The organism is Sporomusa sp. GT1 (genome assembly GCF_014634905.1).
Taxonomy (GTDB): domain Bacteria; phylum Bacillota; class Negativicutes; order Sporomusales; family Sporomusaceae; genus Sporomusa; species Sporomusa sphaeroides.
In genome coordinates this window covers 1-220 of sequence record NZ_BMBX01000111.1, presented here as the reverse complement: position 1 = coordinate 220, position 220 = coordinate 1, and the positions used below count along the sequence as shown (strand labels likewise).

General features: G+C 42.7%; 1 tRNA gene. It reads left to right on the top strand.

The features are described from left to right. Nucleotides 1-144 precede the first annotated feature (144 nt). Nucleotides 145-220: transfer RNA gene (locus GT1_RS22050), tRNA-Ala, on the top strand.

Genomic DNA, 220 nt, shown 5'->3' with positions numbered 1-220 from the left:
AAAGCATTACGATACTAGACGGAGCTTATGTGCTCGCTGTAGTATCACTTACATTGTTTAGTTTTGAGGGAATGCTAATTAGCAAAAGTTGCTTATTGAAATACATGAGCGATGATGATAGCATAAGTATTCCTGAAACAATGTGGGGATATAGCTCAGCTGGGAGAGCGCTTGAATGGCATTCAAGAGGCCAGCGGTTCGATCCCGCTTATCTCCACCA